This is a genomic window from Methylobacterium sp. J-048 (assembly GCF_022829515.1).
In the GTDB taxonomy this organism is placed as follows: domain Bacteria; phylum Pseudomonadota; class Alphaproteobacteria; order Rhizobiales; family Beijerinckiaceae; genus Methylobacterium.
The window spans coordinates 1-25,847 of sequence record NZ_JAKSYL010000046.1; the positions used below are offsets into that span (position 1 = coordinate 1).

The 25,847-nt window shown below is 69.0% G+C and carries 22 protein-coding genes; 11 read left to right on the top strand and 11 right to left on the bottom strand.

The genetic code is table 11. The features are described from left to right. Positions 1–727: 727 nt before the first annotated feature. The 4 genes from MKL09_RS01270 to MKL09_RS01285 form a co-directional block, all read right to left on the bottom strand. Positions 728–1,720, bottom strand: a complete 993-nt coding sequence (locus tag MKL09_RS01270) for a hypothetical protein (protein WP_244017207.1) — start codon at positions 1,718–1,720, stop codon at positions 728–730. A gap of 404 nt (positions 1,721–2,124) precedes the next feature. After that, positions 2,125–5,430 (bottom strand): error-prone DNA polymerase, encoded by a 3,306-nt coding sequence (locus MKL09_RS01275; protein WP_244017209.1) that lies wholly within the window; start codon positions 5,428–5,430, stop codon positions 2,125–2,127. Continuing rightward, the gene (locus MKL09_RS01280) at positions 5,427–6,944 is read right to left on the bottom strand and encodes a DNA polymerase Y family protein (RefSeq protein WP_244017211.1); all 1,518 of its coding nucleotides are present in this window, start codon (positions 6,942–6,944) and stop codon (positions 5,427–5,429) included. Before MKL09_RS01280 ends, MKL09_RS01275 begins: the two co-directional genes overlap by 4 nt. Further along, a complete protein-coding gene (locus MKL09_RS01285) occupies positions 6,871–7,662 on the bottom strand; it encodes an ImuA family protein (protein WP_244017212.1) in 792 nt (263 codons plus the stop codon). Before MKL09_RS01285 ends, MKL09_RS01280 begins: the two co-directional genes overlap by 74 nt. Before the next feature lie 231 nt (positions 7,663–7,893). On the opposite strand from MKL09_RS01285, the gene MKL09_RS01290 reads away from it, so the two are divergent. The 3 genes from MKL09_RS01290 (at position 7,894) to MKL09_RS01300 (ending at position 10,838) form a co-directional block, all read left to right on the top strand. Next, complete coding sequence (locus tag MKL09_RS01290; protein ID WP_244017214.1) at positions 7,894–8,679, top strand: collagen-like protein; 786 nt, start codon at positions 7,894–7,896, stop codon at positions 8,677–8,679. 353 nt (positions 8,680–9,032) lie between these two features. Continuing rightward, complete coding sequence (locus MKL09_RS01295) at positions 9,033–9,452, top strand: CopG family transcriptional regulator (protein ID WP_244017216.1); 420 nt, start codon at positions 9,033–9,035, stop codon at positions 9,450–9,452. 129 nt (positions 9,453–9,581) lie between these two features. After that, positions 9,582–10,838, top strand: a complete 1,257-nt coding sequence (locus tag MKL09_RS01300) for an alpha/beta hydrolase family esterase (RefSeq protein WP_409566890.1) — start codon at positions 9,582–9,584, stop codon at positions 10,836–10,838. Positions 10,839–10,879: 41 nt separating this feature from the next. Here MKL09_RS01300 and MKL09_RS01305 read toward each other — a convergent pair whose 3' ends face one another. Next, entirely contained in the window at positions 10,880–11,374 is a 495-nt protein-coding gene (locus MKL09_RS01305; RefSeq protein ID WP_244017220.1) for a hypothetical protein, read from the bottom strand. A gap of 204 nt (positions 11,375–11,578) precedes the next feature. On the opposite strand from MKL09_RS01305, the gene MKL09_RS01310 reads away from it, so the two are divergent. After that, complete coding sequence (locus MKL09_RS01310) at positions 11,579–12,697, top strand: NADH:flavin oxidoreductase/NADH oxidase (protein ID WP_244017222.1); 1,119 nt, start codon at positions 11,579–11,581, stop codon at positions 12,695–12,697. Positions 12,698–12,913: 216 nt separating this feature from the next. On the opposite strand, the gene MKL09_RS01315 is transcribed toward MKL09_RS01310, so the two are convergent. Beyond that, entirely contained in the window at positions 12,914–13,669 is a 756-nt protein-coding gene (locus tag MKL09_RS01315) for a phosphodiester glycosidase family protein (protein ID WP_244017224.1), read from the bottom strand. 222 nt (positions 13,670–13,891) lie between these two features. Between MKL09_RS01315 and MKL09_RS01320 the strand changes: the two genes are divergently transcribed. The 3 genes from MKL09_RS01320 (at position 13,892) to MKL09_RS01330 (ending at position 16,688) form a co-directional block, all read left to right on the top strand. Then, the gene (locus MKL09_RS01320) at positions 13,892–14,371 is read left to right on the top strand and encodes a hypothetical protein (protein WP_244017226.1); all 480 of its coding nucleotides are present in this window, start codon (positions 13,892–13,894) and stop codon (positions 14,369–14,371) included. 131 nt (positions 14,372–14,502) lie between these two features. Continuing rightward, positions 14,503–15,807 (top strand): MFS transporter, encoded by a 1,305-nt coding sequence (locus MKL09_RS01325; RefSeq protein WP_244017228.1) that lies wholly within the window; start codon positions 14,503–14,505, stop codon positions 15,805–15,807. A 2-nt stretch (positions 15,808–15,809) separates the two neighbouring features. Further along, on the top strand, positions 15,810–16,688 hold the full coding sequence (locus tag MKL09_RS01330; protein WP_244017230.1) for an amidohydrolase family protein: 879 nt from the start codon (positions 15,810–15,812) through the stop codon (positions 16,686–16,688). Here MKL09_RS01330 and MKL09_RS01335 read toward each other — a convergent pair. The 3 genes from MKL09_RS01335 to MKL09_RS01345 form a co-directional block, all read right to left on the bottom strand. Further along, positions 16,685–16,882, bottom strand: coding sequence for a hypothetical protein (locus MKL09_RS01335; protein ID WP_244017231.1), 198 nt, complete (start codon positions 16,880–16,882; stop codon positions 16,685–16,687). The two genes, MKL09_RS01330 and MKL09_RS01335, sit on opposite strands and share 4 nt — an antisense overlap. A gap of 122 nt (positions 16,883–17,004) precedes the next feature. Beyond that, positions 17,005–17,646: an alpha/beta fold hydrolase gene (locus MKL09_RS01340; RefSeq protein ID WP_244017233.1), complete on the bottom strand. Its 642-nt coding sequence runs from the start codon at positions 17,644–17,646 to the stop codon at positions 17,005–17,007. Positions 17,647–17,653: 7 nt separating this feature from the next. Next, entirely contained in the window at positions 17,654–18,214 is a 561-nt protein-coding gene (locus MKL09_RS01345) for a cupin domain-containing protein (protein WP_244017235.1), read from the bottom strand. Between the two features lie 152 nt (positions 18,215–18,366). Here MKL09_RS01345 and MKL09_RS01350 point away from each other — a divergent pair, with 152 nt between their 5' ends. Both MKL09_RS01350 and MKL09_RS01355 read left to right on the top strand, forming a co-directional pair. Further along, positions 18,367–19,701: an aspartate aminotransferase family protein gene (locus tag MKL09_RS01350; RefSeq protein ID WP_244017237.1), complete on the top strand. Its 1,335-nt coding sequence runs from the start codon at positions 18,367–18,369 to the stop codon at positions 19,699–19,701. 383 nt (positions 19,702–20,084) lie between these two features. Further along, positions 20,085–21,146 carry an SDR family oxidoreductase gene (locus MKL09_RS01355; RefSeq protein WP_244017239.1) on the top strand — a complete coding sequence of 354 codons (1,062 nt, stop codon included), beginning with the start codon at positions 20,085–20,087 and terminating at the stop codon, positions 21,144–21,146. A gap of 248 nt (positions 21,147–21,394) precedes the next feature. Here the strand turns inward: MKL09_RS01355 and MKL09_RS01360 are convergent, their stop codons facing one another. Continuing rightward, the gene (locus tag MKL09_RS01360) at positions 21,395–22,684 is read right to left on the bottom strand and encodes an ArgE/DapE family deacylase (protein ID WP_244017241.1); all 1,290 of its coding nucleotides are present in this window, start codon (positions 22,682–22,684) and stop codon (positions 21,395–21,397) included. Positions 22,685–22,903: 219 nt separating this feature from the next. On the opposite strand from MKL09_RS01360, the gene MKL09_RS01365 reads away from it, so the two are divergent. Next, positions 22,904–23,545, top strand: coding sequence for a L,D-transpeptidase (locus tag MKL09_RS01365; protein WP_244017242.1), 642 nt, complete (start codon positions 22,904–22,906; stop codon positions 23,543–23,545). Positions 23,546–23,626: 81 nt separating this feature from the next. On the opposite strand, the gene MKL09_RS01370 is transcribed toward MKL09_RS01365, so the two are convergent. After that, complete coding sequence (locus MKL09_RS01370; protein WP_244017244.1) at positions 23,627–24,901, bottom strand: AAA family ATPase; 1,275 nt, start codon at positions 24,899–24,901, stop codon at positions 23,627–23,629. A gap of 293 nt (positions 24,902–25,194) precedes the next feature. Here MKL09_RS01370 and MKL09_RS01375 point away from each other — a divergent pair, with 293 nt between their 5' ends. After that, positions 25,195–25,680: an SRPBCC family protein gene (locus MKL09_RS01375; protein WP_244017246.1), complete on the top strand. Its 486-nt coding sequence runs from the start codon at positions 25,195–25,197 to the stop codon at positions 25,678–25,680. Positions 25,681–25,847 lie beyond the last annotated feature (167 nt).

Consider the following 25,847-nt stretch of genomic DNA (forward strand, 5'->3'; position numbering starts at 1 on the left):
GGGCAGCACACGCACGCCCCCGGAACCCGCATCGCCGCCGTGGCCGTCCACCCGACCGCGGCCTCGTAGTGGGCGGATCCGCAGGTTGCTCGGGGTCACGCCCAGAGACGGGTCGCCGCGGGGGCATTTCCGCACCCCGCCGGGCACACTGCCGCCCGATCTCCCGCCCGTCACCGAGACCCGCCCCGCATCGGCACGCCGCCCGGGGCGATGGCGGCTGAGAGCCACCGACGCAGGCACCGCCCCATCCTCCGAGCCCGCCGGTCAGCCACCGGACGGACCCCCGAGGAGCGCCGCGAAGTCACCCCCGCGGCACCGGAGGACAGGTGACGGCTAATGAGCACAAAATAGGAACATTGTCAAGGACGGGGTCGCGTGTTTTGCGTGCTCCGTCATCGCGAGCGCAGCGACTGAGTGGGGGAGGTCCGAGGCGGGATGCCGTCCGCAATGGGGGAAAGCGGAAACCCCGTGCTGGCGTTCCAGCATGCTCAAATTGGCTCTCCGTACACCAGCACGCGCCGGGCTCACGGGAGCGTCGTTCTGCTCGGCTCTTTCGACTTCATATCGCACTCTGGATCAGACAAACCTCAATATAATCCTGGTTTTTGGACAACAACCGGCCACATCTCGAGATCGTCGGCAACTGGACTCAACCGCCACAGAGGACGATCGTTTCCACCACCCCGCGAACGCCTCCCACTCGCACTGAGATTTATTATGCGCCAAACTATAAATTCAGATACGGCTTTCGCTTTGTGACTATTTTATCAATTCGCGTCAAATTCTCACGCCACAAAGCCGCATCTTTTTGTATCGTCGACAAGTCTGAAACCAAGTCTTTCATTTTATCCAACGCAAAAGGCGGGTTCGGGCAAAAATACGGCGTCAAGGGTCTGTTTGCGTAATAATTAAAAAACAACGCCCTGCGGTTTCTCCCCGTCGCAGGCTTGCCCCTGTGATAATACTTGAATGTGTCGCAAAGTATCACAGATCCTGCCGGGCCCGTGAAAGATGTGATTTCAAATTTAATCGTGCCTTCATTTTGCAAGCTCACCAATTTTTGTTGCCTGAAGCCGCGTAATTTTTCAAAATCCGGGGGCGCCTGATGCAAATGAAGAATTTCGAGAGGACCGTCATCGTTGCCAACATCATTAAGATAGACGGCGACCTTTATCATCGGATTATCTTCGCTATCCTTATGCCAGGTCCTCGCGCCTCTCTCTATCCCATCAGCAACAGTGAAAAATATATCCACTCCTCCATAGGCGACGGGAAGCTGCAGGTAATGTTCGACGACCCTCAACAACTTAATATCCAGCCCGGCACGGAAGATCGTTTCAAATTGATCTATCAAGGAAGGCTTGGCGCCGAGTAGTTTTATGATGTCGATATTTCTTCCCGTCTCACGATAATTCCGCTCCATCAATTCATATATGTCGCGGCTCGCTGCCTGAAATTCTTCCGACCCAAAGAATTCGAATACGCCAGAATTGGTTGTGCAAAATCCCTGCCCTTTCAAACCATGAGCAAGTAATTCTTCTTCATTCGTCAGAACTGGTAGATTTTTATTGTGAGATTTGATAGAAGATATGCGATCATTAATCACCTTGCGTTTAATCATGCCGATTGAATAGATCAAATGTATTGTTTTAGACGGCCATTGTGCAATTCGGTGAACTATTTTTTGTATCGTAATTATGCTCTTCCGCAGTGCTTTCATGGGACATCCGATCTTCAGTGAAATCAAAGCGCTCTCGATTAGTCCCCGTTGCAAATTTCCTGCCATTATCGATTATATAGCATGTCGTTTTGTAAATTTTTATTTTTAATAAGCTGGCTGTAAAGAGCAAGGTTTTTTATTTTTTATGCCGCATGTCAAGCTCGAATCAAGGATCCAGAATTTAATTTTAAATTTGGCTGTTGCCACCTCTGAGATGGCCTGGATGGATTGGAGGACGATCAATTTCCCGCGCACGGGGCCGCTCGACCGGATCGTCGACATCAATCTGTTGCCGTCGGCAGGTGCCGGCCCGGATTGTCGGGAAAGCTGTCGTTCTTCGGACATGTCCACCCGAGCGACCGCTCGGGTTCGGCAGCGGGTAGTGGGGCTCCTCACACAGGCACTCAGTGAAAATCCCGGCTCGGATACACGCGCCGGTCCTGAGGCGCGCCGAAATCCGTGGTCTCGGGCGGCAGCCGCATCCCGGCGGCGCGCAGGGCGCGCAACGACTCCGTGAGGTCGCGAAACCCCTCGGCGACCAGATGGACCACGCCCTCGGCCCGCTGCACCCGGCCGCGTACGGCGAGGAACCGGGCCTGCATGGCGGCCCGGCGGTTGGCCTCGAACACGGCCTTCCAGATGATCACGTTGGCGATACCGGTCTCGTCCTCCAGGGTCAGGAACACCACGCCCTTGGCGGTGCCCGGCCGCTGGCGGATCAGCACCAGGCCCGCCACCGTGACCCGGGCGCCCTGGGGCAGGGCCGGATCGCAATGGGCCCGGGCGGGGATCGCGCCGATCCGGGCGAGCCGCCTCCGGAAGAACGCGACCGGGTGCCCCTGGAGCGACAGGCCGGTGGCAGCGTAATCCTCGGCCACCGCCTCGGACAGGGGCAGGGACGGCAGATCCACCTGCGGCTCGTGCCGGAACAGGCCGTCATCGGCGTGCCAGGCGAACAGCGGCAGCGGCGCGTCGAGCAGATGGCCGCGGCGCTCGGTCCCGTCCGCCTTGGCGGCCTTGCGGGAGGAGGTGCCCTCGAGCGTGCGCACCATCCACAGGGCGGCGCGCCGGTCGAGGCCGAGCGACCGGAACGCGTCGGCCTCGGCCAGGCGCTCCAGGGCGTTGCGGGGCAGGGCCAGGGCCGCCTGCAGGCCCTCGATGCTGGCATAGCCGTTGGCGCGCAGCCGCACGAGCCGGTGCATCGCGGCCTCGGGCAGGCCGCTCACCTGCCGCAGGCCGAGGCGCACCGCGTGCCGCTTCGGATCCCCGGCCGGCTCCAGGGTGCAGTCCCAGGCGCTGGCGTTGACGCAGACGCCCCGCACCTCGACCCCGTGGGCGCGGGCGTCGCGCACCAGCTGGGCCGGCTGGTAGAAGCCCATCGGCTGGGCGTTGAGGATCGCGGCCAGGAACACGTCCGGGTGCCGGCACTTCATCCAGGCCGAGGCGTAGACCAGGAGCGCGAAGCTCGCCGCGTGGCTCTCCGGGAAGCCGTAGGTGGAGAAGCCCTTGATCTGCGCGAAGCAGCGCTGGGCGAAATCCGCCGGATAGCCGCGGCGGGTCATGCCGCCCACGAACTTCTCCTCGAAGCCGCCGATCGAGCCGACATGCCGGAAGGTCGCCATCGCCCGGCGCAACCCGTCGGCCTCGGCCGGGGTAAAACCCGCCGCCGTGATGGCGATCTGCATCGCGTGCTCCTGAAAGAGCGGCACGCCGTAGGTCTTGTGCAGCACCGCGTGCAGCTCGTCCGCCGGCCCGTGGTCCGGATGCGGGGCCGGGTACTCCACCGGGTCGACCCCCGACCGCCGCCGCAGGTAGGGATGGACCATGTCGCCCTGGATCGGGCCCGGGCGCACGATCGCCACCTGGACCACGAGGTCGTAGAATTCCTTCGGCTTGAGGCGGGGCAGCATCGACATCTGCGCCCGGCTCTCGACCTGGAACACGCCGACGGAATCGGCCTTCGCCAGCATCGCGTAGGTGTCGGGATCCTCCCGGGGCAGGTCGGCGAGCGTCTCGTAGGTCTCGCCGTGGTCCCGTTCCAAAAACTCGAGGCCGCGCTTCAGGCAGGTCAGCATGCCGAGCGCCAGCACGTCGACCTTCATCAGGCCGATCGCGTCGATGTCATCCTTGTCCCACTCGATGAAGGTGCGGTCCGCCATGGCGCCGTTGCCCACCGGCACGGTCTCGTCGAGGCGCCCGCGGGTCAGGATGAATCCGCCGACATGCTGCGACAGGTGGCGGGGGAAGCCGATCAGCTGGTGCGCGAGATCGAGGGCCTGCCGGAGCACCGGGTTGTCGGGGTCGAGGCCGGCCTCGCGCACGTGCTTGTCCGGCAGGTCCTTGCCCCAGGAGCCCCAGACCGTGTCGGCGAGCGCCGCGGTCACGTCCTCGGTGAGCCCCAGCACCTTGCCGACCTCGCGGATCGCCATGCGCGGGCGGTAATGGATCACCGTGGCGCAGAGGGCGGCGCGCGCCCGGCCGTAGCGGTCGTAGAGGTGCTGGATCACCTCCTCGCGGCGCGCGTGCTCGAAATCCACGTCGATGTCCGGGGGCTCGCCCCGGTTCTCGGAGATGAACCGGGCGAACAGCAGCCGGTGCTTGGACGGGTCCACGGCGGTGATGCCCAGGCAGAAGCACACAGCCGAATTGGCCGCCGAGCCGCGGCCCTGGCACAGGATCCCCTTGCTCTGGGCAAACTCGACCACGTCGAACAGGGTCAGGAAGTAGCGGGCGTATTCCATCTGCGCGATGAGCCGCAGCTCCTCCCGGAGCGTCGCCTCGACCGCGGCTGGGATGGCGCCGGCATAGCGCCAGAGCGCCCGCTCCCAGGTCTTCTCCTCCAGGTATGCCTGCGGCGTGCGCCCGGGGGGCACCGGCTCGTCGGGATATTCGTAGTGCAGCTGCCCGAGGGAGAAGCTGCAGCTCTGCGCGATCTCGACGGTGCGGGCCAGCGCCTCTGGATGGTCGGCGAACAGCCGGGCCATCTCGGCGGGGGGCTTCAGGTGGCGCTCGGCATTGGCCTCCAGGCGATAGCCGGCCTCCCCGATCCGGCAGCGCTCGCGGATGCAGGTCACCACATCCTGGAGCGGGCGCCTGTCGGGATGGTGGTAGAGCGCGTCCGAGACCGCGACCATGGGCGCTCCGTGGCGTTCGCCCAGCTCGGCCAGCAGACCGAGGCGGCGGCGCTCGTCGCCGCGCCTAGCGTGGCTCGCCCCGAGCCAGGTCCGGCCCGGGGCGGCCGCGGCCAGGGCTTCGAGCCGGCCCAGAAAACCGTCCGGGGGGCGCAGGCGCCGGCTAGGCGGCATCGCAATGAACATCTGCCCCTCGGCGGCCTCCAGCAGCTCGGCGAAGGTGAAGCGGCACTCGCCCTTGCGGCTGCGCCGGTTGCCCCGGGTGAGCAGCCGGCACAGGCGGCCCCAGGCCGGCCGGTCCGCGGGATAGGTCACGGCCTCGAACCCGTCCTCGGTGACGAGGCGCACGCCGGGCAGGACGCGGATCGTCGAACTCTCCGCCTCCAGCGCCTGCGCCGCCGCATGCGCCCGCACCACCCCGGCCACGGTGTTGCGGTCGGCGATCCCGAGGGCCTCGAGCCCGTAGGCTGCGCCTTGCACGACGTATTCCTGCGGATGCGAGGCGCCGCGTAAAAACGAAAAGTTCGTGGTGAGGGCGAGCTCGGCGTACGGAATCTTCGGCGCGACGGGATAGCTCACGCGAACACCCCGTGGACGAACCACGCGGCCGGACGGCCGGGGGCGTGCGGCCCGTCGCGGTAGAGCCAGAGCCTTCGGCCGGCCTCGCACTCGACCCGGTAATAGTCCCGGGCCGCGCCCGGCGCATGCCACCACTCGGATGCGATCCGCTCCGGCCCCTCGGCATGGACGATCGCGTGGATCCGGGCGCGCCAGCGGAACCGCCGGGGCGGCCCCTCGGGCACGGTGGACAGCACGTCGAGGGCGGCCTCGCCCCGGGGGAACAGCACCAGGGGCCGGGGCGGCAGGTGGTCCGGCCAGGATGCCGGATCCGCAGTCCAGGGGAGGGGCCGGGCGGCCCGCTCGGGGATGTGGCTCGCCCGCGCCCCGAGGCGCAGGAGCGGCCGGCCGAGGCGCTGCGCCAGGGCGTCCGCGAGGGCGTCGATCCCGTCGCCCTGGGGCGCCGCCCCGAGCTCGGTCTGGCGGGCCGACAGGGCGCCGGTCACCGTCACGGTGAGCGCCACGGTCTCGAAGCCGAAGCCGGCGTCGAGACCGGCGCCGAGGCGGTCGAGGCGCAGGGAGACCAGGGCGGCGACGCGCTCGGGGCAGCGCTCGGGCCGGGACAGGCCGAGATCGAGCACGCGCATCACCCCGTCGACCCGGTGCAGCACGAGGCGCAGGGCGCAGGCGCCGAGCCCGTCCCGCTCCAGCCGGGGGGCGATCTCGGCCATCAGCAGCCGGGCGGTGACGACGATGTCCGATTGCCGGCCGATCGGGTCGAGGAAGCCGCGGGCCGCCCGGTACGCGGCCGCCTCGGTGAGCGGCGCCAGGGGCTCCGGCCGGCGGCCCATCGCCTGGTCGAGGCGCAGCAGCAGGGCCTCGCCGAAGCGGCGGGCGAGCGGCCCCCGGGCGAGGGCGTCGACCTCGCCGACCCGGCGCAGGCCGAGCCGCCGCAGGCCCGAGGCCGTGCCGGGATCGAGGCGCAGGGCCTCCACGGGCAGCGCCTCCAGGGCCTGCGCGGCCCCGCCGGGCGACACGATCACCCGGTCGGAGGCGCCGTAGCGGGCCAGCGCGAAGGCGCCGCCGGGGGTGTCGGCCAGCGCGATCCGGGCGGCGATCTTCGACCGGGCGAGGCGTCCGGCCAGATCGTCCACGAGGGGCCCCTCGCCGCTGCGCAGATGGCTCGCCCCGGCGACGTCGATGTATAACCCGTCCGCCGCCTCGGCGGCCCCGAACAGCGCCACCCCGGGGGCGTAGCCCTCCGCCCAGCGGCAGAGGCGCAGCAGCGCCGCCCGGTCGGATTCTGGGTCGGCGGGATGGACCTGGAGCGGCACGCCGATCCGCGCCCGGACCCGGCCCAGGGGCTCGCCCGGCCGCAGGCCCAGGGCGCGGGCCTCCGGGTCGAGGGCGAGGAGCCGCAGGCCGCCGGGGCCCTCGGCCGCCACCGCGAGCGGGCCCCGGTCAGGCGCGAGACCGGCCCGCCGCAGCCGCGTCACGGGCCAATGGCTCAGGCAGACGCAGACGATGCGCGGCATGGTCCCACTCCACAAGCCAATCGCCGCCCCGGCCGTTGCGGCAGCGCTCGAGCCGCGCCCGCCAGCGCGGGCTGTCCAGGGTCCCGAACCGGTCCCGGGCGGCCGGGGCCGAGGCGATCCGCCAGCGGGTGGCGGCGCCGTTGGGCAGGCCGGTCTCGGCGGGGCGCAGGATCAGCAGGAGCGGCGGCGTGTCGCCGTCCGCCCCCCCTTCGGCGGCGAGCTGCAGGCGCCGGCCCGGCTTCAGCGGCAAGCCGTCCGCCAGGAGGCCGATGAGGACCGGCAGGGCGCGGGCGTGAAGCGCCGCCTCGAGGGCGCGAAACACGTCCGCGTCGCCCCCGGCCTCCAGCAGCAGCAGCCGGGCCGGATCGAGGCCGAGTCCGGCCAGGCCGTGGCCGTGGGGCAGGGGCTGGCTCGGCGCGGCGGCGATCAGCGCCGCGCCTTGCGTGCGGGCGAGCCGGCCGGCACAGAGGGCCAGGGCGAAGCCCAGGGCCGCGACCGCGTCCGCGGGCTCCATCGGGGCGATCTCGTGCGGCGGCCCGAGGGCCAGGCCGCCGCCGGGCAGATGCGCGTCGATCGCCGTCAGGCCGAGCGGCAGGACCGGGCGCGGCGCCGCCGGGGCGCCCGGAGCCGCGAGCTGCGCCCGCAGGGCCGCCAGCCGCTCCCGGGGGCTTCCCATAGCGGGATCCCGCCCGGTCTGGTTTAAAGGGTCCAGCCCCATCTCCGCGTGCTCCGATCATGCCGGACGATAGGAACATAACAGGAACATGTTCAAACCGTTTCCGCATGGCAGCGGAATCGGAAGCCGGGCCAGCGGCTTGGCCTGTGGATGGATGTGGACGCCTGTGGAATCGGCCGGGCCGCCCGCGACCAAAGCCGCGGTTGACCGGCTCCGCGGCCCGGGACCACAAGTCGGTGACCGCGCGTCAGACGCGGTGGACATGGTCCGAGCATGCGCCCAGCCCTCGCCTTGACGATCCTGCTCGCCCTCTCCGGAGCGGCCTCAGCCCAGCAGCCGCCCGACCCCGGCCCCGCCCCATCCTCCGAGGCGCGCCCGCGCCCGGCCAAGCCGCGGCCCCGGCAGGCCCCGGTCCCGAGCCAGCCGATCATGGTCTACGACGCCCGGATCGAGGCCGGCGACCTGCGGATCTCGGGCTCGGTGCGCAAGCCCGGGGCGATCGTGGTCCTGGACGACGACATCTCGATCCAGGCCGACCGGCGCGGGCGCTTCACCTTCCGGGTCCCCTACCGGCCGCCGACCTGCGTGGCGACCCTCAAGGCCGAGCCGGACGAGCGCGAGGCCGTGATCGCGAACTGCGCCGCCGAGGGGCCTCCGGGCCCTCCCGGCCCGCAGGGTGCCGCGGGGCCGCCCGGGGAGGCGGGGCCGAAGGGCGAGGCGGGTCCGAAGGGGGAGAAGGGTGAGCCGGGCGTTCCGGGACTCCCGGGTGCCAAGGGGGATCAAGGCCCCAAGGGCGAAGCCGGGATCAAGGGCGAGCCGGGGACCAAGGGCGAGCCCGGCCCGGTCGGCGGAGCGGGCCCCAAGGGCGAGGCGGGCGCGTCCGCCCTCCGGGCCGTGCGCAAGTCCGACTGCGCGGGCGGCTGCACGATCACCTGTCCGGCCGAGGAGATCCTGGTCACCGCCCACTGCCTCAAGGCCGGCACCCCGGTCTATGATGGGGAGGGCGTCACCTGCCCGTCGGAAGCCTCGGGGATCGTCGGGTTCTGCACCCGGCCGTGAGGGCAGCGGGTGGCACGTTCTCCATGGAAGGACGTGGGCTCGTTCTCTCCCCGCATACCTACCGGGTTCACACTTCTCTTCCGAACACCAAGGTTCTGAAAGAAAGGCGCTTTCCCTTCCCCGCAAGGGGCCGGGGAAAGCGCCAATCTTTCAAAGCGTTGCCGTCAAGTGGAGACGTGTGAACCCGTTGGCGAAACGTCCCGAACACGCCCCAATCCAAACACCTTGAAAGGGGGGCCCGGACCTTTTGAAACCACGATGATTTCAAGACACGCCGCCATCGCCTCTTGCGCTGCAGCATCCGCCAACCATCTCTAGACCATCCAACCGGATGGTCTGGGGAGGGCGAGGCGATGACCGACAGCGTGCAGGAGCTCCGGCCCAAGGTGCCGGACAGCGAGAAGATCACGATCAACCTCGGCTTCGTCGATCTCGGCCGGGTCGACCTGATGGTCCGTGACGGGTTCTACGCCAACCGGGCCGACTTCATCCGCACCGCGGTGCGCAACCAGCTCGACCGGCAGGAGGAGGCGGTGCGCCAATCCGTGGCCCGGCGCCAGCTGCGCCTGGGCGTGTCGCACTATTCCCGCGCCGCCCTGGAGGCCGCCCGGGATGCCGGCGTGCCCCTGCACATCCAGGTCCTCGGCCTCGCCACCGTGGCGCTGGATGTCACCCCCGAACTGGCGCGCGCCGCGATCGCCTCCGTGGAGGTTCTGGGCGCGTTCCAGGCGAGCCCCGCGGTCAAGGCCGCCCTGGCCGACCGGATCGCCTGAGCAGCCTATCCGAACACCCCGACCGCACAGTCAGGCGCAGCAGCCGGCCGTGTCCGAACCCCACCCGCAAGGAACGGCCCGATGAAATACGTCCCCAAGATGGACTTTTTGAATTTCGATCTTTCGAAGATGAAGCTCGGCGGCTTCGGCGCCTCCGGCTCGGCCGAGACGGAGGGCAAGCGCGCCGCCCGGGCCGCCCGGATGACAGCCGCCATGGGCCGGTTCCAGCGACGGCAGGCCGACGCCTTCGCCCGCTGGGCGGAAGCGCGGGACCGGGCGGCCGCGCCGGACGGGGGCAGCAGCATCATCGACATGGAGGCGCCGCAGGGCCCTGACGGCGCCTGGACCGCGCCGGACCCGGCCGCAGCTCCGGAGCACGCCGCCCCCGGAGGTGCCGACATCGCTTCAGCGGTGATGCGCACCGTGCGCGACGGCCTCGCCAAAGGCGGCATTTCCATCGACGGCTTCGCGGAGGGTTTCGCCGGAGCCCCCGGCCAGCCCGGCCGGGCCGCTGCCGCGACCGTGCCGGAGGGCGCCCGGTTCGAGGACCGGGTCTTCACGGCCGCCGCGGGCAGCCGCCGCTACAAGGTGTTCGTGCCGAGCGGCTACACGGGCCAGGCCCTGCCGGTCCTTTTGATGCTGCACGGCTGCACCCAGAACCCGGACGATTTTGCCGCCGGCACGCGGATGAACCGCCTCGCCGAGGAACAGACCTTCCTGGTCGCCTACCCGGAGCAGCCGCAATCGGCGAACATGCAGCGCTGCTGGAACTGGTACGCCGCCGGCGACCAGGCCCGCGACGGCGGCGAGCCGGCCCTGCTCGCCGGCATCGCCCGGGCGGTGATCGAAGAGTTCTCCGCCGATCCGGACCGGGTCTACGCCGCCGGTCTCTCGGCCGGGGGCGCCGCGGCGGCGATCCTGGCGGCGACCTATCCGGACCTGTTCGCGGCGGTCGGCGTCCATTCGGGCCTTGCCTGCGGCTCCGCCCGGGACGTGCCCTCGGCCTTCGCCGCCATGAAGGGGCAGGGGAGCGCTCCGGGACGCAACCGGCAGGCGGTCCCGACCATCGTGTTCCACGGCGACGTCGACCGCACCGTCCACCCGGCCAACGGCGACCAGGTGGTCGCCCAGGCCATGGCGGCCACGGGCCTCGCCGAGACGGTCGACCGCGGCACGAGCCCGGGGGGCGTCGCCTATACCAAGACCGTCCGCACCGACGCGGCCGGCCGGACCCAGCTGGAATACTGGGTCCTGCACGGCGCCGGGCATGCCTGGTCGGGCGGCAGCCCGGACGGGTCGTTCACGGAGCCGAGCGGCCCGGATGCGAGCCGCGAGATGGTCCGGTTCTTCTCAGGCCATGCACGGACGGCGGGGGCCCAGGCCTGATCCGTTCGAACGGGGCCGGGGCGAAGCACTCCGGCTCAGCTTCATTCCGCGTCGCCCGGCTCCTCGTCCGGGACATCGGCCGAGGGGGCCGAGGGGGCCGATCGGGACAGGTTCGGCGCGTAGGCGCCCGGCATCGTCTCTGTGGAAACCGAGGCGGGCAGGCGCTGCGGGCCGGGCTCGGTGGGGATCAGCGTCGCGCTCGCCGCGACCAGGCCGGCCAGGGCCCGCAGGTCCTGGGGCTGGCGCGGGTCGCGCGCGACGAGCGCCGCGTCGCGCTGGAGGCGCAGGTTGCAGGCCTGGGACGGCAGGCCGCCCGCCGGGGTACAGGCATCGTGACGGGCGCAGGCCGCGTCGAGGGCGTCGATCGGCGGCAGCGGGGCGTTGTTGCCCGGGCCGCAGTAATTACCGTGGATCAGGATTTTCTGGCCGCCGAACGCGGCCGGCTGGGCCTCGGCCGGGACGGCCAGGAACGCCGCCAGGGCGAGCGGGGCCGCGGCCAGGGCGGCGAGACAGGTGGAACGGTTCGGGAGCGACATGGGGAGGACCTCGCGCGATCTCGCCCCCTCAGGCGGTTCGCATCGCCGGCTTCAGGCCGTCGTCCTGCCAAAAGTTACCGAACGGGCGGTCGGTTCCCCACGGATCCCGCGCCACCTGCATGAGGGGTGAGCTTCCGCACCCGGTGGCGCTGGCCGCGGTTGCGGCTTTGCATCACATAGGCCCAGCCCGCACCGGAGCCGCCCATGACCGCCCGCCTGTTCGAACCGCTCACCCTGGATGCCCTCACCCTCGAGAACCGCATCCTGATCGCGCCGATGTGCCAGTATTCGGCCCGGGACGGCGAGGCCACCGACTGGCACATGATGCATCTCGGCCAGATGGCGATGTCGGGGGCCGGCCTGCTGACCCTGGAAGCCACCGCGGTCTCGCCCGAGGCGCGGATCACCGCCTGGGACCTCGGCCTGTACTCGGACGGGTGCGAGCGGGCGCTCGGCCGGGTGCTCGAGGCGGTGCGCGAATACGCCCCGATCCCGATCTGCATCCAGATCGCCCATGCCGGCCGCAAGGCGTCGAGCCAGGCGCCCTGGGACGGCGGCCAGCAGATCCCGCCCGAGCATCCCTATGGCTGGCGCACGGAGGCGCCCTCCGCGGTCCCGCACGGCGAGGCCGAGGTGCCGCCCCACGCCCTCGACGCGGCCGACCTGAAGCGCGTGCGCGACCAGTTCGTCGCGACCGCCAAGCGGGCCGTACGCCTCGGGATCGAGGCCGTCGAGCTGCACGGCGCCCACGGCTACCTGCTGCACCAGTTCCTGTCGCCGATCGCCAACAAGCGCACCGACGCCTATGGCGGCAGCCTCGAGAACCGGATGCGCTTCCCCCTCGAAGTCTACGACGCCGTGCGCGACGTCGTGCCGGCGGGCAGGCCAGTCTGGCTGCGGGTCTCGGCCACCGACTGGGTCGAGGACGGCTGGGACCTCGACGAGACCGTGGCGCTCGCCCAGGCGCTCAAGCGGGCCGGCTCGCCCGCGCTCCACGTCTCCACGGGCGGCGTCTCGCCCAAGCAGGCGATCAAGCTCGGGCCGGGCTATCAGGTGCCCTATGCCGAGCGGATCAAGGCCGAGACCGGGCTGGCCACCATCGCGGTCGGCCTGATCACCGAGGCGCAGCAGGCCGAAACCATCCTGGCCGAGGGCAAGGCCGATGCGATCTCGCTGGCCCGGGCCGTGCTGTACGATCCCCGCTGGCCCTGGCACGCGGCGGCCGAACTCGGCGCCCGGGTGCGGGCGCCCAAGCAGTACTGGCGCTCGCAGCCGCGGGAGTACAAGGACCTGTTCAAGGACACGGCGTTCGGGCAGCGTTGAGATTTGCGAATTCTGCAACCTCTCACAATCCACCGTGTCATTCCGGGGCGCCGCAGGCGAGCCCGGAATCCAGAACCGCCGCGCCTTACGAACGGGTTGAAACGCCGCCGCTGATAATGCGGAAGGCATGGCGGCTCTGGATTCCGGGTTCCGCTTCGCGGCCCCGGAATGACAGGGTGATTTATTCCTGCCGTCACTTCCCTGAGGCCGGTCCCCCTACCGCGCCATCGCCCCGACCAGCGGCCCCAGCGGGCGGCTGATGTCCGAGCGGCCGAGATTCGGCGCGTAGAGGCTCGACACCGTGCCGTCGAGGAACAGGGCGTCGCGGCAGCCGAGGTCGTCCCGGAACAGGCGGGCGAAGGCCCCGAAGGTCACCGGCCGCTCGGAGATGGCGAACACCGCCACGCGGCCGTCCTCCTGCACCCCGACGCCGTTGCGGATCTTCTGGCTCGGCCCGTCCGCCGAGATTTTCGGGTGGATCTGCCCGTCGATCACCAGCATCGGGCCGGATTGCGTGGCGAAGTCCGGCCGGATCTTCGCCCGGAGATAGTGGCCGGTGTCGAGCACCCCGGCCCGGTCGCCCTTCACCCATAAGATCCCGTTGGGTTTGAGGTGGAAGTTGCCCGGGCCGTCCGCGGTCGAGACGTGCTTCATCTCGCGCCCGTCCTCGACGTAGAGGCCCACCGGCGCCTGGTCCTTGTCGTACATGCCGGCATTCATCGCGAAGCCGAGCCGGCCCCCCTGTTTCTCGGCAAGCGTTCCCAACGCGCCGTAGGGCCGGCCGTCCTCCTGCAGCCAGAACAGCCGCAGCCGCTGCCGCCGCAGGTCGATGGTGCAGACCGTGAAGCTCTCGCCCTGCGCCTGGACGGCACGGCAGAGATCGGGCGCGGCCGGCGCCGCCCCGGCCCCGCGGGCGAGGACGATAAGCGCCAGGAGGGCGATCAACAGGGCGTGAACCGGGCGCGTCGTCATCGAGGGTTCCGTGAGGCCCACGGGCGGAGACGCGGGCGGACGCAGCGCCTCTCGCCTGGGAAAACGGCGATTTTGGTGTCCGGAACCGCACCATCGGCGCCCAGGATGGTGCCGGGCTTGCGTGCCGAGGCAGCGGCGGCGCGCCGCGGGCGGCAGCTGAACTGTTTTCCATATTCGGGCGTTTCTGGACCACGAGGGCGGTATTTTCGACGGAGAGATACGATGAAGGGTGCAGTGCTCGGCTCGGCCCTGCTGGCGGCGGGTGCCCTGGTGCTGATGCCGGCCAGCGCGGATGCGCGCGGCTTCGGCGGTGGTGGATTCCACGGCGGCGGCTTCGGCGGCGGCGGATTCCGGGGCGGCGGGTTCGGCGGCTTCCGCGGTGGCGGATTCGGCGGCGGGTTCCGCGGGGCCGGCTTCCGCGGCGGCTACGGCCGCGGCTACGGCTATCGCGGCGGTTACGGCTACGGCCTCGGCGGCCTGGGTCTCGGCGTCGGGCTCGGCTTGGCGGCCGGCGGCCTCTATGGCGGCTACGGTGGCTACGGCTATCCGGGCTACGGCTACGGCGGCTATGGCGGCGGCTACGCCCCGGTCGGCTACGGCTATGGCGGCGATTACGGCTACGGCGGCGGCTGCTACACGGTCCCGCGGACCCGCTGGACCCCCTACGGCTACCGCCGGGTCCTGGTCGAGCGCTGCTACTGAGCGGCATCGACCGAACCGCGCCGATCGGGAAAGGCCGCCTCCGGGCGGCCTTTTCCTTGCGTGGCGCCTCCCGACGGTTGCAAAGCTCGGCCATGGGCGCCGATACTGCTATCCCGTTATGGGAGAGTGTCATGCGTACGGAAGCCGGGCCGGGGAAGACGGGCGTGGAGGCGGTGGAAATCCGCGACGCCAGCCTCACGGCCTTCTACCGATCCATGACCGCGACGGAGCGGCACACGTTCTGGGCGTGCGCTTCCGGGTGGTGCCTCGACGGCATGGACTTCATGATCTACCCGCTGGTGATCGGGACGATCATGGCCCTGTGGCACGTCGATGCCGGCACGGCCGGCCTCGCCGCCACGGTGACGCTGCTGGCCTCGGCGCTCGGCGGCTGGCTCGCCGGCTTCGTCGCCGACCGGATCGGCCGGGTGCTCACCCTCCAGATCACCATCCTGTGGTTCTCGGTGTTCTCGCTGCTCTGCGCCTTCGTGCAGAACTTCGAGCAGCTGCTCATCGCCCGGGCGATCCTGGGGCTCGGCTTCGGCGGCGAATGGGCGGCCGGCGCCGTGCTGATCGGCGAGACCATCCGGGCCGAGTATCGCGGCCGCGCCGTCGGCTCGGTCCAGTCCGGCTGGGCGATCGGCTGGGGCATGGCGGTGCTCGCCCAGGCGGTGACCTTCTCGCTGCTGCCCCCCGAGATCGCCTGGCGCTGGATGTTCGCGATCGGCGCCCTGCCGGCTCTGCTGGTGTTCTACCTGCGCCGCTACGTCCAGGAGCCGCAGGTTGCCGCCGAGACCCGGGCGCGCGCCATCGCCACCGGCGACCGGCCGAAGATCTGGGAGATCTTTTCCGGGCCGATCCTCAAGACCACCCTGCTCGCCTCGCTGGCGGCGGCAGGCTGCCAGGGCGGCTATTACGCGATCACCACCTGGGTGCCGCGCTTCCTCACCACCGAGCGCGGCCTGTCGGTGGTGTCCTCCACGGGCTACCTCGCGGCTCTGATCATCGGCTCGTTCACCGGCTACCTGGTCGGCGCCTGGGTGGCGGACCGGCTCGGCCGGCGGCCGCTGTTCCTGATCTTTTCCCTGGGCGCGATCGCCGTGATCGTCGCCTACACGCAGATCCCGCTCTCGAACGGCGTGCTCTGGGTGCTGGGCTTCCCGCTGGGCTTCTTCGCCTCGGGCTACTTCTCCGGGATGGGCGCGTTCCTGACCGAGCTCTACCCGACCCGCCTGCGCGGCTCGGGGCAGGGGTTCTGCTACAATTTCGGCCGGGGCGTCGGCGCCCTGTTCCCGGCGCTGGTCGGCTACCTCGCCGAGCGCGCGGGCCTGGCCTCCGCCATCGCGATCTTCGCGGCGCTCGCCTACGGGATCTTCTTCCTGGCGGCCTTCGCGTTGCCCGAGACCCGCGGCCGGGTGCTGCACGCGGATACCTGACCATGGCGGAGATCCGAGACTGCCCCGCCCCGGATCCGCATCCGGGCGGGCCGACCCGCTACCGGGTGCCCGCCGGCGCGGTCGACACCCACGCCCACGTCATCGGCCTGCCGCCGGCCTATCCGTTGGTCGCCGACCGCAGCTACACGCCGCCGGCCGCCCCGGCGGACCGGTATCTCGCGATGCTCGACGCCACCGGCATGGCCCACGGCGTGCTGGTCCAGGTCAGCGTCCACGGCACCGACAACCGCCTGATGGTGGAAACGCTCCGGGCCAACCGGCAGCGCCTGCGCGGCATCGCGGTGATCCCCCTCGGCCTGCCCGACGCGGACCTCGAGGCCCTCAAGGAGGCCGGGGTGGTGGGGCTGCGCCTCAACGTGCTGTTCGGCGGCGGGATCGGGCTCGATGCGGTCGAGGCCTACGGGGCGCTGGCCCGCGAGATGGGCTGGCACCTGCAGTTCCTGCTCGACGCCCGCGACCTGCCGCCCATTACCGGGCGCCTGTCGCGGCTGCCGGTGCCGCTGGTGTTCGACCATATGGGTCACATGCCGGCCTCGGCCGGGGTGGACCATCCCGGCTTCCAGGCGCTGCTCGGCCTCATGCGCGACGGCCATTGGGTCAAGCTGTCGGGCGCCTTCCGGGATTCGGTCGCCGGGCCGCCCTACGCCGATACGGTTCCCTTCGCCCGCGCCCTCAACGACGCCGCCCCCGAGCGCTGCCTCTGGGGCTCGGACTGGCCGCACGTGGCCGCCTGGGACGGGCCGCCGGGCCTCGCCGACCTTTTGGACCTGATGGCGGACTGGGTGCCGGACGAGGAGCGGCGCCGCCGGCTCTTCGTCGACAACCCGCGCCGGCTCTACGGCTTCGAACAGGTTTTCTAGACTTTGAGGTCGATGCGCTGGCCCTGGCCGGGAGGGGCCGGAGGACTGGCGGAGGCGCCGTTCCGAGCGCCTTCCCCCACCAGCCCGGCGACGGCCTTCTCGGAGGCGATCTGCTGGCGCGCGACCGCGGTGCCGATCGTCTGATGCTGGGACGCAGCCTGCATATGGGTTGCGGTGGCGGCAAGGGTGGTCATGCGCCAATCCTAGCCGGCCTCCTCTGAAGCCGGCATTAGCCGGATCCGCGGCCTTTGAACGGAAATCGACCGGACCGCTCGTGACGATCCTCAACCCATGCGGGCGCCGGGATACGCCGAAGTCACTCGCCGCTCGCAAAGGCGCCGGTCGCCAGGAACTGCAAGGTCTGCGCGATGACGGTGGGATGATTCATCATCAGCGCGTGGCTCACCGGCAGGACCAGATGGCCCCGCAGCCCCGCAAGCCGGGTCGCCGCCACGCTGACCCGCCCGTCATTGGGCCGCGGCAGCATCAGCCAGCCGACCGGGTCGATCGTGCGGGTGCCGGCGATGACGCCGATCGCGTAATCCGGCTTGGGCCAGACCGGGACGCTGCCGGTTCCGAGCGTGAGGGCCGCCGGCCCGAAGACATGGCGGTAGAGACGAAAATGGCTCAGCCGGTCCGCGATCTCGCTGCCGCGATTGGGCGGCCCGAGCATGACCAGCCGGCCGAGCCGTTCGGGCCGCGCCTGTGCGATCAGGGCCCGGGCGAGGAGGCCGCCCATCGAGTGCCCGACGAAGTGCAGCTGTCCCGGGGTCTCGCCCGCGATCGCGGCGATGCGGGGACCGAGCGCCGCCGCGAGATCCGGCAGGGTGTGGCGGGTCGAGGGATAGTCGAGCGCCACCGCCCGGTAGCCCGACGCCGTCAGCGCCGCCCGCATGCGCGCGAGCGAGGCGGCCGTCCGGCCGAGGCCGTGCAGGAGGATGACGCTGTCGCCCGGCATCGGGGCTCTAAAAACTCGGCGGCGTGCAGGCGCTCACCACCTCGCACGGGTTGGGGCCGACGCAGCGGAACCGGTGCGGGCGGCGGCTGTCGAAGCTGTAGGCGTCGCCGGGGCCGAGGATGCGCCGCTCCTCGCCGACCGTGACCTCCAGGCGCCCGGACAGCACGATGCCGCCCTCCTCGCCCTCGTGGGAGAGCGGCACCCGGCCGGTATCGGCGCCGGGCTCGTAGCGTTCCTTCAGGAGCTGAAGCGTGCGTCCGAACAGGCTGTCGCCGACCTGGGCGTAGGAGATCGACCCCTTGGTCGCCCTGCGGCCGATCTCGGTGAGTTCGTGGGCGGCGAAGAACGCCTTGCGCTCGGGCTCCGGTTCGAGGGCGAAGAATTCGGCCATGCCGATCGGCACCCCGTCGAGGATGCGCTTCAGGGCGCCCACCGAGGGGTTCACCCGGTTCGCCTCGATCAGCGAGATCGCCGAGTTCGTCACCCCGGCGCGCTTGGCCAGCGCTCGCTGCGACAGGCCGTGGCGGGCGCGCACGAAGCGCAGGCGCTCGCCGACATCGATGCTCATCCGCCAAGAACCCCGTTTCAGGTGTTGAGGATCCCGCAACGGTGGCGCCCGCGGCCCCGATTCTGCAAGGGCTTGGCGGCGATCAGAAAAGGACTTGTTGCCCGATCCGCCAGGGTGTCCCCTGGACCGATCGCCGCCCCGGAGCGCCCTCCATGACCGATCATCCCTTACGCAACACGCCGTCCCTCGACGCCTTCTGGATGCCGTTTACCGCCAACCGCCAGTTCAAGGCGGCGCCGCGGATGCTCGTGGCCGCGCAGGGCATGCACTACACGGCCGATGACGGCCGCACGGTGCTGGACGGCACCGCCGGGCTCTGGTGCGTCAATGCCGGCCACGGGCGCCGGGGGATCAGCGCCGCGGTGGAACGCCAGCTCGCGACGCTCGATTTCGCCCCGACCTTCCAGATGGGCCACCCGATCGCCTTCGAATTCGCCGAGCGTTTGGCCGAGATCGCCCCGGGCGGCCCGGACCAGCGCCTCGACCGGGTGTTCTTCACCAATTCGGGCTCCGAATCGGTCGACACCGCCCTCAAGATCGCGCTCGCCTACCAGCGGGCGATCGGGCAGGGGACCCGGACCCGGCTGATCGGCCGGGAGCGCGGCTATCACGGCGTCGGCTTCGGCGGCCTGTCGGTGGGCGGCATCGTCTCGAACCGCCGGGTCTTCCCGCAGCTCAACGGCACCGATCACCTGCGCCACACCCACGACCCGGCCCGCAACGCCTTCGTGAAGGGCCAGCCGGAACACGGGGCGGAGCTCGCCGACGACCTGGAGCGGCTGGTGGCGCTCCATGGAGCCGAGACCATCGCGGCCTGCATCGTCGAGCCGGTGGCGGGCTCCACCGGCGTGCTGATCCCGCCGAAGGGCTATCTCGAGCGGCTGCGCGAAATCTGCACGAAGCACGGCATCCTGCTGATCTTCGACGAGGTCATTTCCGGCTTCGGCCGCCTCGGCGCGCCCTTCGCCACCGATTATTTCGGCGTGGTGCCGGACCTCGTCACCAGCGCCAAGGGCCTGACCAACGGCACGGTGCCGATGGGCGCGGTGTTCGCGAGCCGCGCCGTGCACGACGCGCTGATGAACGGCCCGGACGGGATCGAGCTGTTCCACGGCTACACCTATTCCGGCCACCCGGTCGCCTGCGCGGCGGGCCTCGCCACGCTGGACATCTACCGGGAGGAGGGGCTGCTCACCCGCGCCGCCGATCTCGCCGACGACTGGGCCACGGCGATGCACGACCTGCGCGGGCGCAGGAACGTCATCGACATCCGCACCATCGGGCTGATCGCCGGCATCGAGCTGGCGCCCCGGCCCGACGCCCCCGGCAAGCGCGCCTACGACCTGTTCGTGGATTGTTTTGCGCGCGGGCTGCTCACCCGGGTCACCGGCGACATCATCGCCCTGTCGCCGCCGCTGATCTTGGAGCGCGGCCAGATCGGCGAGATCGTCGAGGTGCTGGGGGCGGCGATCGACCGGGTGGCGTGAGGGTCGGGGGCGCCGGCGCGCATCACGACACCGATCGACGAGGCTCTGGCGGCAAGATCAATCCCTTTGTCATCCCGGGGCCGCGAAGCGGAACCCGGGATCCATAACCGCCGGCAGATCAAGCCCTTGCACCGTCGGCGGCTCTGGGTTCCGGGCTCGCCTTCGGCGCCCCGGAATGACAAAGCGGATGTTCGGCCGGTGGTGCCCTACCCGCGTCCTTCGAGGACTGAATAAGGCCCTGCGCCCGGGGTCGCTCACGCACGCGATCGGTCCCCGCCAATACCTCGGCGCGGGGGAGGGCGGCGCCGGTTGGCCTTGAAGCCTGTCGGTGACGGCCGCATCTGCCGCTCAACCTGGGCTTGAGCCAGGTTGAAAGGCTTTGCATGTCGAACACCGCCCTGATCGTCGGCGCCAGCGGGATCGTCGGGAGCGCAACTGCGGCGCTGCTCACCGGGGAGGGCTGGCGGGTTGCGGGGCTCGCCCGCAAGCCGGTGGATCTGGCGGGGGTCGAGCCCGTGGTGGCCGACCTGCAGGACCCGGCCTCCCTGGAGACGGGGCTCTCCGGCCTCGCCCCGAGCCACGTCTTCTTGGCGACCTGGCAGCGGCGCCCGACCGAGGCCGAGATGATCCGGGTCAACCGGGCGATGATCGAGAACCTGCTCGACGCCCTGCGGCCGCAGAAGAGCGTCCGCCACGTCGCCCTGGTGACCGGGCTGAAGCACTATCTCGGCCCGTTCGAGGCCTACGGGAAGGGCACCCTGCCGCAGACGCCGTTCCGCGAAGACCAGGGCCGGCTCGACATCGAGAATTTTTACTATGCCCAGGAGGACGCGGTGTTCGCGGCCAGCGCCCGCGACGGCTTCACCTGGAGCGTGCATCGCCCGCACACGATCATCGGCAAGGCGGTGGGCAACGCCATGAACATGGGCACGACGCTGGCCTGCTACGCCACCCTGTGCCGCGAGCTGGGGCGCCCCTTCACCTTCCCGGGCTCGGCCGCCCAGTGGAACGGGCTCACCGACATGACCGACGCAAGGCTGCTCGCGCGCCAGTTGCTCTGGGCCTCGACCGAGCCCAAGGCCGCCAACCAAGCGTTCAACGTGGTCGACGGCGACGTCTTCCGCTGGAGCTGGATGTGGGGCCGGATCGCCGACTGGTTCGGGATTGAGGCGGTACCGTTCGACGGCACGGTCCGGCCGCTGGAGGACAGGATGGCGCAGGACGGCCAAGCCTGGGCCGAGATCGCCCAGCGCCATAACCTGGCCGAGCCGGACCTCGCGAAGCTGGCCTCGCCCTGGCACACCGATGCCGATCTCGGCCGGCCGATCGAGGTCGTCACCGACATGAGCAAGAGCCGACGGCTGGGTTTTACGGCCTATCAGCCCACCGACGACGCGTTCTACGACCTGTTCACCCGGCTCCGGGCGGACCGGCTGATCCCTTGAGGGGGGCACTCATCGCCGGATGAAGCGCGGGTCTCTCTCCCGCACGAGCTACGATGTCCTCACATCGTTGCCGGATGGGAGCAAAGACCGGACCAGGCGCGTCTCCCTCCCCCCTCTGCGGGGGAGGGAGAGTGCGTGTCTGACGCGATGCGCCTTCGGTTGCACCGGGAACGAGCCGGACCGCGTCCTGTGAATCCGCAAATCCGCACGGGAGAGGGAGCGCGCGTCTCATACGGACGCCGGAACCCTCAGCCCGCCCGCCGCTCCGTCCCGCACCATTCGGCCACGAACAACGCCATCGCGGTGGTGCAGCGCTGCACCGAGGCGAGGCTGACGCGCTCGTCGAAGCCGTGAATGTTCTGGGCGCTCGGCCCGTAGCACAGGGCCGGCACCCGGTCGTAGAGGGCGTGGACCCGGGTATCGAGGTAGCACGGCGACATGAAGCTCTGCAGCGTCGCGCCCGTCGCCCGCGCGTGGGCCCGGCCGAGCACGGCTTCCGCCTCGGAGCCCTCTTCCAGCACGTAGCCCTCAGCGAAGAACCCATTGAAGGCGACCCGCGGCGGGTTGTTGGCCAGGAAAGAATCGGTGCGGGCGAAGTCCGAGACCGCGGCCTCGATCTCGGCGGCGGCGCGGGCCGCCGGGACGCCCGGATAGAGCGCGACCCGGCAGTCGATCCGGCACCAGGCCGGGACCGAGGAGGCCCAGTCGCCGCCCTCGATCCGGCCGATATTGAGGTTGATCGGGTGGTCCTCCGCCTCGAAATGGCGGTGCGCGTCCTTCTCGGCGTTCCAGCGCGCCTCGAGTTCGCGCAGGGCGCCGATCACCCGGTAGGTGGCGTCGATGGCGTTGGCGCCGGCCCCCATCTCGCGGACATGCACCGGCACGCCCCGCACCTCGACGGTGAACCACAGCACGCCGGTATTGGCGCGCACGAGCTTCTCGTCCTCGGGCTCCGGGATCAGCACGGCGTCGGCCCGGTAGCCGCGCAGATGGGCCGCGAGCGCGCCGTTGCCGGTGGATTCCTCCTCGACCACCGACTGGATCGTCACCGCGGCGGCGGGCTGGAGGCCGAGGCGGGCGAGCGCGTCGAGGGCGAACAGGTTGGCCGCGTGCCCGGCCTTCATGTCGCCGCCGCCGCGCCCGTAGAGCCAGTCGCCCTCGATCACCGGGTCGAAGGGCGCGTGCGTCCACAGGTCGAGGGGGCCCACCGGCACCACGTCGACATGGGCCTGCAGGATCAGCGAGCGCCCGGTCTCGGTCTGCGGGCGGTGGTGGCAGACGACGATCGGGGCGTCCGAGTGGCGCGCGTCGATCTTCGAGCCGCCCGGATGGGCCGCGATGGCGGCGCGGTCCATGGCGAAGCGCTCGGTGGCGTAGCCCCGGGACCGGAACGCCCCGAACACGTAATCCTGGCAGGCATGCTCGGCCCCCCGCAGCGAGGCGAACCGGACCAGCGCCTGGGTGTGCGCGACCTGGTCGGCAAAGCCTTCCGCCACGGAGGCTTCGATCTCGGCGGCGAGGGCGGGGTCGAGAGCCATGGAATCTCCGGGTGAGGGATGGGGCACGAGGCGCCCGGCCTGGGGCGCCTGTCAACGGGGCGCATCTTCCGTGCCGAAACCGGCCCGCGCCACCCTTGCGCGCGCCGATCCGCCTGCGCAGTCGAACCCCGCGTTCGCAGGTTTCCGCCCAGGAACCTTGGCGTTGCCAATAGCTTAGCCTATCTGAAATCCGTCTTCGCCCATCCATCGAGGTCGTGCATGCGTATCGGTCTGGTCTCGGTTCTGTCCGGATTGCTCCTGTGGGGCGCCGCGTCGCCGGCGGCGCGGGCGGACGTGCTCATCAGCGTCGACAAGTCCGCCCAGCGGATGGAAGTCTCGGTCGACGGGCAGCCCCGCTATGCCTGGCCGGTCTCCACCGGGGTCGAGGCCTACGACACCCCATCGGGCTCCTATCGGCCGTTCCGGATGGAGCGCACGCACTTCTCGAAGGAGTGGGACGACGCCCCCATGCCGTTCGCGCTGTTCTTCACCACCCAGGGCCACGCGATCCACGGCACCAACCACGTCCGCAACCTCGGGCGCGCGGCCTCCCATGGCTGCGTGCGCCTGTCGGTGCGCAACGCCGCGACCCTGTTCAACCTCGTGAAGGCCCAGGGGATGAACCGGACCCGCGTCCAGATCGAGGGCGCGGATGCCCTGGTGGCCGAGCGCGGCACCCGCACCCGCCGGGTCGCCCGGAGCCGCGATCTCGACGCGCCGGACGACAGCCTCGCCGATCTCGACCAGATGGGCCGGCGCCTGCGCCCGGCCTCTTACGCCCGCACCACCCTGCGTCCGGCCTACGCGCCGGTGCCGGGCTATGGGTATCCGGTCGAGGTGGAGGTGGGGGAGGGGTGGTAGGGGCACCTAGTTCGGTGCTGCAAATGATCAGCGGGCCCTTGCGACAAAGAAATATACAAGTGGTAAGCGAATCTGCTCAAATTAGTTGGAAAAAAGATCCGACTGTCGTTTAGGACTGAAAGCCAAAACGTGCTTTTTAGTAATAATTCCGCGGTTCATGCATTCCAGAATAACGTAGGGCTCCATCAGAGCTTTTTTGAATCGGAAGCTAAACTTACGCCGATCACCTGATTTCTCCAAGATACTGCCCCTGCTTGGGTCGCAAAATTCATTTAAATGATATGAGAAGGCCGGAACATCATATTTTTCCCCCATTATTTCACTTAGCCGAGCCGCAACTGACTTAGCATTAAATTTTCCAAGATTGTCTTTCTGAGCAAGAGCACAAGCCGCCAAAACATGCTTAAATATATTATCTTCACGCTCTGAAAATGTAGCATTTTGAAAGCCTTCTTTGATTGTTTGATTTGCTTCTGCTAGAGCGCGAACAGTGGCAACTTGGATATCTTTCATTTCAACACGCAAACTTTGCCTATCACAAGCGGCCTGCATCGCATGAAGCCCAAGCAAGTGCGCGTAGTGCGGAAGACCTTTCGAAATAAAAACACAATCCCAAAGGGCATCGGTATTGACTTGCATACCTGCTCTAACGAGCCGATTCCATATTATATCGATGATTTCTTGATCTGACATCCGAGGCATCTCTACTTCAGCCATAGCCCGGCCGATAGATTCGTGCCCCTTCAAAAGGTCGCTGACCGTTTCAGAGACCCCCACTATGAAGAAAGTTGCGTTCGCCCCTTCATCTGATAGAAGTTTAATCATGTTTGAGATCAAGCGCTTTGATTTTTCATCCTTTAGTACATCAAATTCGTCAATCACAATGATTGGAGTAGCCGAAGAAACTAGATTTCCAATCTCTAAAAGCACGTCATCCGGACTAATATCTTTCCCTTCATATGCATCAGCAAGACGAATTCTCTTATCTCCTTCCAAGTACACCAGTCGTTTGAATATTTTAAACATTATTTCTCGAAAATTATCTCCATCAGTAACTGCAACCCTGATATAATTGACGTTGTTTGGTGATCTATCAGCAACGTACCTAAAAACATTTACCAGCGATGACTTACCGACGCCGCGCTCGCCGTAAATAACAGCATGGCTTCCAGCGAGACGAATACGCTGGGAAAGCCTAGCAATTTGCTCCTTCCGACCATCGAAAAGATCTTGCTCCTTAATTGCTGTTCCCGGCGTGAAAAGCTGTTCCGCGTCAGCCCGAAGCGCGAGCCAGTCCTCTTCGGTGAGGCTCCCTGTCGCGCGCGCTGACCTCAGGGAATCAAAAAGGCTCGCCATCGATCCGCCGCCCTCCGGGTGCCGAACTGCTAAATAGCACAAATTAAAGCCCGCACCGCTGCAAAATGGGTGAGATGTCGCAGGCAGAGGTGAATTTTGTCGTTACCCTTCGAGCATGGAACTCCGAACGCAAGAGAATTACGCACACTTCCCACCCGCCGCGTCGTCTGGGCGCGGGGACCCGGCTCCGTCACGTCCAGACCATTGCCCCGGCGGGTATCCCGGCCTAGCTCCTGCGCGGCCCCAGAGCCTGCGCGGCGTCCGCCGCGATCGATATGGATGGAGACCCCTTGATGCCCTTCGCTTTCAGCCGGCCCCTGCCGCTCGCCGCCCTGGCCCTGGCCGCCTCCACCGTGGCGGGCCATGCCCTGGAGGTGACGCGCTCGGCCGACGTCGCTGCGCCGCCCGCCAAGGTCTGGCAGACGATCGGCGAGTTCTGCGGCATCGGCGACTGGCACCCGGCCATCGAGAAATGCGTCCTGTCCGACAAGGACGGCCTGAAGGTCCGCACGCTCAGCCTGAAGGGCGGCGGCACCCTCAAGGAGGAGCAGGTCTCCCGCGACGACAAGGTGATGAGCTACACCTACACGATCCTGGAAGGCCCGCTGCCGGTCGCCGATTACAAGTCGACGCTGGCAGTCGCCCCCGAGGGCACGGGCTCCAAGGTGACCTGGAGCGGCACCTTCAACGCCAAGGGCGCCCCCGACACCGTGGCGGTCGACGCCATCCAGGGCATCTACGAATCCGGCCTGAAGGCGCTGGCGGACAAGGCCAAGTAAGGACCGCTCACGCGTCCTGGCCGACGGATCCACGGATCGGGCTTGGCGGCAAGCGTTCGAAGCACTGCGGGTTTCCCCTCCCCCTTGCGGGGAGGGGTTAGGGGTGGGGGTGGCGCCGGATGAGGCGTAACGGTGCCTTCTGCACCACCCCCACCTCCAACTCCTCC